We start from the raw sequence: 7,393 nt of genomic DNA on the forward strand, positions 1-7,393 counted from the left end.
CTCAGCGGTTCGCCGCCTGCGCAGCGAGCCAGCCACCCCCAAGAGCACGGAACAGGTCGATCTGCGCACTGACGATTCGCGCATCGCTCTCGGCCAGGCTTGCTTCGGCATCGGCGTAGGTCCGCTCCGCGTCGAGCAGTTCGAGCGAGCTGATCTGCCCTTCGCGCTGCAGCGCACGGGTGCGGCGCACGACGGCCTCGGCCTGCGTCCGCGCGGAAGCCAGTGCGGTGCGGCGCTGCTGGGCGCCCTGGTAGGCCGACAGCGCGGTCTCGGTCTCCTGCAGCGCGGTCAGGATGCTCCCGTCGAACTGCGCCAGCGCGATCTGGCTGTCCGCCTCGGCCGCAGCGATCCGGGCCCGGGTCGCCGAGCGGTTGACGGTCCAGTTGAGGAGCGGCCCGACCAGCCAGCTGAGCGGATTGAAAAGGTTCGAAACGCTCGTCCCGCTCCCCCCGACCGAACCGCCGAGCGAGATGCTGGGATAAAGGTCGGCGGTGGCGACCCCGATCCGAGCGGTGGAAGCGGCGAGGCGCCGTTCGGCGGCACGGACGTCGGGGCGACGGGCAAGCAGACCCGCGCCGTCGCCGACCGGGATCGGCTGGTCGAGCGACAGGGTATCGGTGCGCGCCGCCGCGACAGCCGGCAGGTCGCGCGGGGCGCGCCCAGTCAGGGCCGCGAGGCGCAGCAGCGCGGCGGTGCGATCGGCTTCAAGCAAGGGCACCTCGGCCTGGCGCTGATCGCGCAGCGCGGCGATGCGCGCGGTATCAAGCCCGGTCGCCAGCCCCACCACCCGGCGGCGCTCGGTCAGGGCGAGCGAGCGGTCGAGCAGTTCCACGATCCGCTGCGCCACCGCGATCCGTGTCGCCGCCGAGGCTGCATCGGCATAAGCGCGCGTCGTTTCCGCGACGACCAGCACGCGAACGGCATCGGCCTCGAAGGCAGCGGCGTCGGCATCGCCCCGCGCGGCCTCGACCGAGCGCGCAAGCTTGCCGGCAAGATCGACTTCGTAGGCGACGCTCAAGCCTGCATCGAGCTGCAGATCGGTCCCGCCCTGCCCGCTCGCGACACCCTGCGGCGATCGCCCGACCTGAGAACCGGCGCTGACGCCAAGCTGCGGCTCGCGGGCAGAGCGAGCCTGCCTGACCAGCGCCCGCGCCCGCTCGAGCCGCCCTGCCGCGACGCGCACGTCGGTGTTCGCGGCCAGCGCGTCGGTAACGAGGCCGTCGAGCACCGGATCGCGGTACAGCCGCCACCAGTCGCCCGCCGGCTGCGCCGCCGACACCAGCGGGCTGCCCGATCCCAGAAACGGAGCGGCGGCGGTCGGTGACAGCGGGCGAGCCGCATAGTCCGGCCCGCTGGTGCAGGCGGCAAGGGCAAGCGCCGACGCGGCGACCAGGAACAGGGGCTTGAACATGATCGGTTTCCTCATTCGGCCGGAAGCGGGGCCGGGGTTTCCGCCGGACGCGCCCTGTTGCGCAGGCGGGCGATCCGGTCGGCCAGCGCGCGGCAGACGACATAGAAAGTCGGGGTGAAGATGAGGCCGAAGGCGGTGACTCCGATCATCCCGAAGAAGACCGCGGTGCCGAGCGCCTGGCGAAGCTCCGCCCCCGCCCCTTCCGCAATCAGCAGCGGAAGCGATCCGAGGATGAACGCAAAGCTGGTCATCAGGATCGGCCGCAAACGGTCCCGCGCCGCCCGCACCGCCGCCTCGACCGGGGACATCCCCGCCGCTTCGTCCTGCTGGGCGAATTCGACGATCAGGATCGCGTTCTTGGCCGCCAGCGCGATCAGCACGACCAGCCCGACCTGCGTCAGGACATTATTGTCCATGCCGCGCAGGTTCACCCCAGCCATGGCGGCGAGCAGGCACATCGGCACGATCAGGATGATCGCCAGCGGAAGCACCAGGCTTTCGAACTGCGCCGCGAGCACGAGGAAGACGAACAGCACCGCCAATGCGAAGACGAGCGTCGCCGTGCTTCCGGCCGCCTTTTCCTGATAGGCGATGCCGGTCCATTCGGTCCGGAAGCCCGCGGGAAGCTGCGCCGAAGCGATCTCCTCGAGCGCCTTCAGCGACTGGCCTGACGAATAGCCCGGCGCCGTGTCGCCATCGATCTCGACCGCCGGAAAGCCGTTGTAGCGCGAAACGCGATACGGGCCGGTGCGGTCCTCGAAGGTGGTGACCGACCCGATCGGCACCATCGCGCCCGAATTGGAACGGGCCCTCAGGTTCGCGATGTCGGCCTCGCTGGCGCGAGCGTCGGCTTCCGCCTGCGCGGTCACCCGGTAGGTCCGGCCGAGCAGGTTGAAGTCGTTGACGAACGCGGAGCCGAGATAGACCTGCAGCGCCTCGAAGATCCGCTCGGGCGGAACGCCCAGCATGTCGGCCTTTGTGCGGTCGACGTCGGCATAGACACGCGGGGTCGAAATATCGAACAAGGTGTAGACCTGCTTCAGACCCGGGGTCTGGTTGGCCTTGCCGATGATGCCCCACGACAGGCCGGACAGTTCGGCGAAGCTGTGCCCGCCGGTGTCCTGCACCATCATCCGGTAGCCACCGGCCGAACCGATGCCCTGGATCAGCGGCGGCGGGATGATCAGCAGCCGCGCCTCGTTGATGTCGGCGGTGCGCTTCTGCGCCTCGGCCATGATGGTGGCGAGGTCGGCACCGAGCTTCTTGCGCTCCTCGAAGGATTTGAGGGGCACGTAGGCCGCGGCGGCATTGGGCGCCTGGGTCTGCGACGCGCCGTCGAACCCGGCCAGCATCACCGCACCCTCGACGCCCTTGATCGGCAATATCCGGTCGGCGACCTTGCGCAGGACTTCGTCGGTGCGTTCGAGCGAGGATCCCGGCGGCAGCTGGACGACCGTCAGGAAGTAGCCCTGGTCCTGCGCCGGGATGAAGCCGGTCGGGGTCAGCGAGAAAAGCCCGACGGTGAGCGCGATCAGCACCGCATAGGTGGCCATCATCCGCTTCGGTGCCGCGACCAGCCGGCGGGTCAGCCGCGAATAGGCTTCGCTGAAGCGCTCGAACATCCGGTTGAACGCATCGCCAGCCCGCTCCGCAAGCGCAGCCGCGCGGTTCTTCGGCGGCTCATGCCCGTGGGGCTTCAGCAACAGCGCGGCCATCGCCGGCGACAGTGTCAGCGACAGCAGCAGCGAAATCAGCGTCGCGGCCGAAATCGTCACGGCGAACTGATGGTAGAAGGCGCCCGACAGCCCGTTCAGGAACAAGGTCGGCAGGAACACCGCGCACAGCACCAGCACGATTGCGACCAGCGCGCCCGCTACCTCGTCCATCGAGGTCCGCGCGGCGTCGAGCGCGCTCATCCCCTTGGCGAGGTTGCGTTCGACATTCTCGACCACCACGATGGCGTCGTCGACCACGATGCCGATCGCCAGAACCAGCCCGAACAGCGACAGGTTGTTGAGCGAATAGCCGACCATCTGCAGCACCGCGAAGGTGCCGATCAGCGACACGGGTATGGCGATCACCGGGACCACCGCCGCTCGCCAGCGCTGCAGGAAGACGATGATCACCAGCACGACCAGCAGGATCGCCTCGAACAGCGTCTTGCCGACCTCGTCGATCGACTGGGCGATGAACTCGGTCGGGTTGTAGATGACCTTATATTCGAGGCCTTTGGGGAAGGACTTCGACGCCGACTCCATCTCCTTCTTGACCAATTCGGCGGCGGCGAGCGCGTTGGAACCCGGGCGCTGGAACACGCCGAGCAACACGGTCGGCTCTCCCGACAGATAGGTGTTCGACGCATAGTCAGCAGCGCCGAGCTCGACGCGGGCGACGTCCGACACGCGCACCTGGCGGCCGTCGGCATCGCTGCGGATGATGACGTTCGCGAATTGCTGCGGGTCGGTCAGGCGGCCCTGCGTTTCGACGTTGAGCTGGTAGGCCGCACCGGTCGCATAGGGCGGCTGGCCGAGCGTGCCCGCGGCGACCTGCACGTTCTGCGCGCGCAGTGCGGCGACGATCTCGCCCGCCGTCAGGTTCAGCGCGGCGGCGCGGTTGGGATCGATCCATACCCGCATCGCATAATCGCGCGCACCGAACAGCTGCACGTCACCGACGCCATCAAGTCGCGCCAGCCGGTCACGGACCTGCGTCAGTGCATAGTTCGACATGTAGCCGCGATCGAGCGAGCGGTCGGGCGAGACGAGGTTCACCACCATCAGGAAGTCGGGCGACGTCTTGCGGGTGATGACGCCCAGTCGCTGCACTTCCTGCGGCAGGCGCGGGGTCGCGACCGCGACGCGGTTCTGCACCAGCACCTGCGCGGCGTTTAGGTCGGTCCCCTGCTTGAAGGTGACGGTGATCGTCAGCCGCCCGTCGCCGGTCGACTGCGACGACATGTAGATCATGTTGTCGACGCCATTGATCTCCTGCTCAATCGGCGCGGCGACGGTCTCGGACACCGTCTCGGCCGAGGCGCCGGGATAGCTGGCGTTGACCGTCACCGTGGGCGGGACGATGTCCGGATATTGCGACACCGGCAGCCCGAAATAGGCGATTGCGCCCATCACGGTGATGAGCACGGCAATCACCGCCGCGAAGATCGGGCGCGTGATGAAGAAGCGTGACAAACGCATGGATGTTCTCCCCGCCGGCGCACGGGTGCGTCCGGCGGCTGGAAGGAAGTTCAGGTCTTAGCGGGTCGAAAAGGTCGCGGAGCCGGCCAGCGGCGCAGCGCTCGGCGCCGACGGGGGCGCCGCCGCGGCCTTGATCGTGCCGGGACGAACATCGACGTTCATCCCCGGCATGACGAGTTGCGCGCCGCTGATGACGATCCGGTCCGTGGGCTCGATCCCCGAACGGATCACCCGCAGGCCGTCGATCAGCGGACCGGTGACGACGGCGCGCGGGGTCAGATTGCCGTCGCGGCCGACCACCGTCACCACCTTGCGCGCCTGGTCGGTCTGCACTGCCGCATCCGGCACCAGCAGCGCCGTCCGCGCGCCGCCCGACGCCAAGCGAAGATTGCCGAACATGCCCGGCGTCAGGAACTGCCGGCCATTGTCGATCGACGCGCGAAGCCGGATCGTCCCCGACCGGGTGTCGAGCCCGTTGTCGGTGAAATCGAGCCGCCCGCGCCAGCGATAATCGGTCTCGTCCTGGAGCCGGATCAGCACCTCGCTCGGGGCCTCGCCACTTTCCTGCGCGCGGCGCGCCTTGAGGTAGAGCGCTTCAGACGCATCGAAGGTGAAGTACATCGGGTCGAGCGCGTTGATGGTGGTGAGCAGGGTCGCCTGCCCCCCGCCCTCGCCCTGGACGAGATTGCCGGCATCGATCCGCCGGTCCGAAATGCGCCCGCCGATGGGTGCCCGGACCTGGGTGAAGCCGACGTCGAGCTGACGCGACCGGACCCGTGCATCGGCCGCGGCAAGCGAGGCCTGCGCGGCCTGCACGCGGGCACGCAGCCGGTCGACATCGCTACGCGACACCGCATCGACCTCGAGCAGCCGCAAGGCGCGGGAAAGATCGGCCTGCGCCAGGCCAAGCTCGCTGCGCGCACCGAACACCGCCGCGCGTGCTTCCGCCAGCGACGCGGCGAACGGCCGGGGGTCGATGGTGAAGAGAAGCTGCCCCTGCCGGACGTAGCTGCCGTCCTTGAAGTGAACGCCGACGATCGCGCCCGATACCCGCGGACGCACCTCGACCGTGCGGCTGGCTTCGAACCGGCCGGCATAATCGTCCCACTCGGACACCTGCCGGACGAGCGGCTGGGCAGCGGTCACGGTGACCGGCGGCGGCGCGGCATTGGCTTCGGGGCCACCGGGCCGCCCGACGGCGATTCCTGCGATCAGCACCAGCGGTGCCACGCCAAGCGCAATCTTCTGCGCACGGCTAAGCCGCGACGCGCCCGCTGGCGCGGGAACGGGCGTGGCGTCACCGGCCATTGCGGGATGCGACGGCGCGTTCACGATCGGCCCCCACGCTGGCGCGACGAGGAAAGCTGCTTGCCGATGCTCGCCTGGATCAGCTCATACTGGTCGAGCGTGAACCCTTCGGCGAGAAACGCCGTGAGTTCGCTCTTGGGCACCTTCCAGCGCTGCCGCCACACGAACACCGCGACCCGGCGCAGGACTTCGAGGCGCGGGTTGGCGAGCTTGTTCGGCCGGTGCAGCCCGAACAGGCTTTCGAGTGCCGCCGCGATCCGCCCGGGCTCGCGCAGGCTTGCGACCGTGTCGCGTTCGGCCAGGGCGACCACCGACCATTCGATCGCCGACAAGCGGGCTGCCGCCGCCGGCGTTTGGGCGGCCACCGCCTCGACCGGCACCAGCCGCGGCTTGGCAATTGGCATGACGGAGGCCGGCTCGGCGGGCCAGGCGGTGATCGGCAAAGAGGCCATGGGGAGTTCCTTTCAGAAAGGCGCGGCGCGGCGCTCCCCGAAGCGCATGGCTCGAAGGCAGACCGGCAAAAACATGAAGGCAAGCAGCGACCGGGGCAGCGACGCGAAAACGCGCGTCGGCCTGCAAACAAGCTGCGAAAATATCGGGGTGGTTCTGAAACCCGCGCCCTAACGCGTGTCGAGAACCCTTTCAGGCATGGATGCCATAGGAGCTTTCCTCTGTTCTATACTGAACGGTATATAAACAGGATTCGCTCGGGTCAATACTTCTATACCGGCCGGTAGCGAAATTTTTTGCGGCTTACTTCCCTGGCCACACCGCGACGCTCGTGCGCACTACTTCCTGCAGTTGCTCGCGCGAGGCGCCGCTGCTGGCCTGGACCGACATCCCCTGCAGGATGGCGAGCAGGTAATTGGTCATCGCCTCCGCCTCGACGTGCGGCGGCAGGTCGCCCTCGTCCTTGGCGCGCTGCATGCGGTCGAGCATCGCCCGGTGCGACGAACCACGGCGGGCCATGAGGTCGGCACGGACCGAATCGGCTTCCTGGCCGCAACTGATGGTGCTGATGACGCGCAGGCATCCGCGCGGCTCGCATTCGCTGGTCTGCATTTCCAGCGCCCCGGTCAGCAGCCGCTCGGCCACCTCGCGCGAGGTCGGCGCGCTTAGCGCCTCACCAATGTAAGCGAGCTTTTCGCGCTCGTAGAGGTCGAGCGCCTTCTTGAAGAGCGCTTCCTTGTTGCCAAAGGCGGCATAAAGGCTTGGCCGGGTGATCCCCATCGCATCGGTGAGGTCGGTCAGCGACGCGCCTTCATAGCCCTTGCTCCAGAAGACGCGCAGCGCCGCGGCCAATGCCTCGTCGACATCGAACTCGCGCGGGCGGCCTTTGCAGACCTTGGTCAGAACGCTTACCATATCGACCGGTATATAAGTCGAACCGCGAGGAAGTCCAAGCGGTCTGCAAATATGCCGTTACGGCAAGGATCAGGCCGGCCGCCGCGCATAGAAGCCGTAGGCGGCGATGATCGCA

At 68.2% G+C, this 7,393-nt stretch carries 6 protein-coding genes; 1 reads left to right on the forward strand and 5 read right to left on the reverse strand.

Annotation, left to right across the window (positions count from 1 at the left end; translation table 11 throughout):
• Position 1: 1 nt before the first annotated feature.
• The 4 genes from ABD729_RS13805 to ABD729_RS13820 are packed head-to-tail and all read right to left on the reverse strand — an operon-like array spanning position 2 to position 6,317.
• Positions 2-1,411 (reverse strand): efflux transporter outer membrane subunit, encoded by a 1,410-nt coding sequence (locus tag ABD729_RS13805; protein ID WP_344711342.1) that lies wholly within the window; start codon positions 1,409-1,411, stop codon positions 2-4.
• An 11-nt stretch (positions 1,412-1,422) separates the two neighbouring features.
• Complete coding sequence (locus ABD729_RS13810) at positions 1,423-4,605, reverse strand: efflux RND transporter permease subunit (RefSeq protein WP_344711345.1); 3,183 nt, start codon at positions 4,603-4,605, stop codon at positions 1,423-1,425.
• A 57-nt stretch (positions 4,606-4,662) separates the two neighbouring features.
• The gene (locus ABD729_RS13815; RefSeq protein ID WP_344711462.1) at positions 4,663-5,913 is read right to left on the reverse strand and encodes an efflux RND transporter periplasmic adaptor subunit; all 1,251 of its coding nucleotides are present in this window, start codon (positions 5,911-5,913) and stop codon (positions 4,663-4,665) included.
• Positions 5,914-5,933: 20 nt separating this feature from the next.
• Entirely contained in the window at positions 5,934-6,317 is a 384-nt protein-coding gene (locus ABD729_RS13820; RefSeq protein ID WP_344711348.1) for a hypothetical protein, read from the reverse strand.
• On the opposite strand from ABD729_RS13820, the gene ABD729_RS13825 reads away from it, so the two are divergent.
• Positions 6,316-6,537, forward strand: a complete 222-nt coding sequence (locus tag ABD729_RS13825) for a hypothetical protein (RefSeq protein WP_344711351.1) — start codon at positions 6,316-6,318, stop codon at positions 6,535-6,537. The genes ABD729_RS13820 and ABD729_RS13825 overlap by 2 nt on opposite strands.
• 129 nt (positions 6,538-6,666) lie before the next feature.
• Here ABD729_RS13825 and ABD729_RS13830 read toward each other — a convergent pair whose 3' ends face one another.
• Positions 6,667-7,278, reverse strand: a complete 612-nt coding sequence (locus ABD729_RS13830; protein ID WP_344711354.1) for a TetR/AcrR family transcriptional regulator — start codon at positions 7,276-7,278, stop codon at positions 6,667-6,669.
• Positions 7,279-7,393 lie beyond the last annotated feature (115 nt).

Source organism: Sphingomonas humi, from assembly GCF_039536725.1.
Taxonomy (GTDB): domain Bacteria; phylum Pseudomonadota; class Alphaproteobacteria; order Sphingomonadales; family Sphingomonadaceae; genus Sphingomicrobium; species Sphingomicrobium humi.

What these genes read in the sequence shown, in the direction of transcription:
- ABD729_RS13815 (WP_344711462.1), bottom strand. Translation starts at nt 5,913, where the DNA reads ATGGCCGGTGACGCCACGCCCGTTCCCGCGCCAGCGGGCGCGTCGCGG.
- ABD729_RS13805 (WP_344711342.1), bottom strand. Translation starts at nt 1,411, where the DNA reads ATGTTCAAGCCCCTGTTCCTGGTCGCCGCGTCGGCGCTTGCCCTTGCC.
- ABD729_RS13820 (WP_344711348.1), bottom strand. Translation starts at nt 6,317, where the DNA reads ATGCCAATTGCCAAGCCGCGGCTGGTGCCGGTCGAGGCGGTGGCCGCC.
- ABD729_RS13830 (WP_344711354.1), bottom strand. Translation starts at nt 7,278, where the DNA reads ATGGTAAGCGTTCTGACCAAGGTCTGCAAAGGCCGCCCGCGCGAGTTC.
- ABD729_RS13825 (WP_344711351.1), top strand. Translation starts at nt 6,316, where the DNA reads ATGACGGAGGCCGGCTCGGCGGGCCAGGCGGTGATCGGCAAAGAGGCC.
- ABD729_RS13810 (WP_344711345.1), bottom strand. Translation starts at nt 4,605, where the DNA reads ATGCGTTTGTCACGCTTCTTCATCACGCGCCCGATCTTCGCGGCGGTG.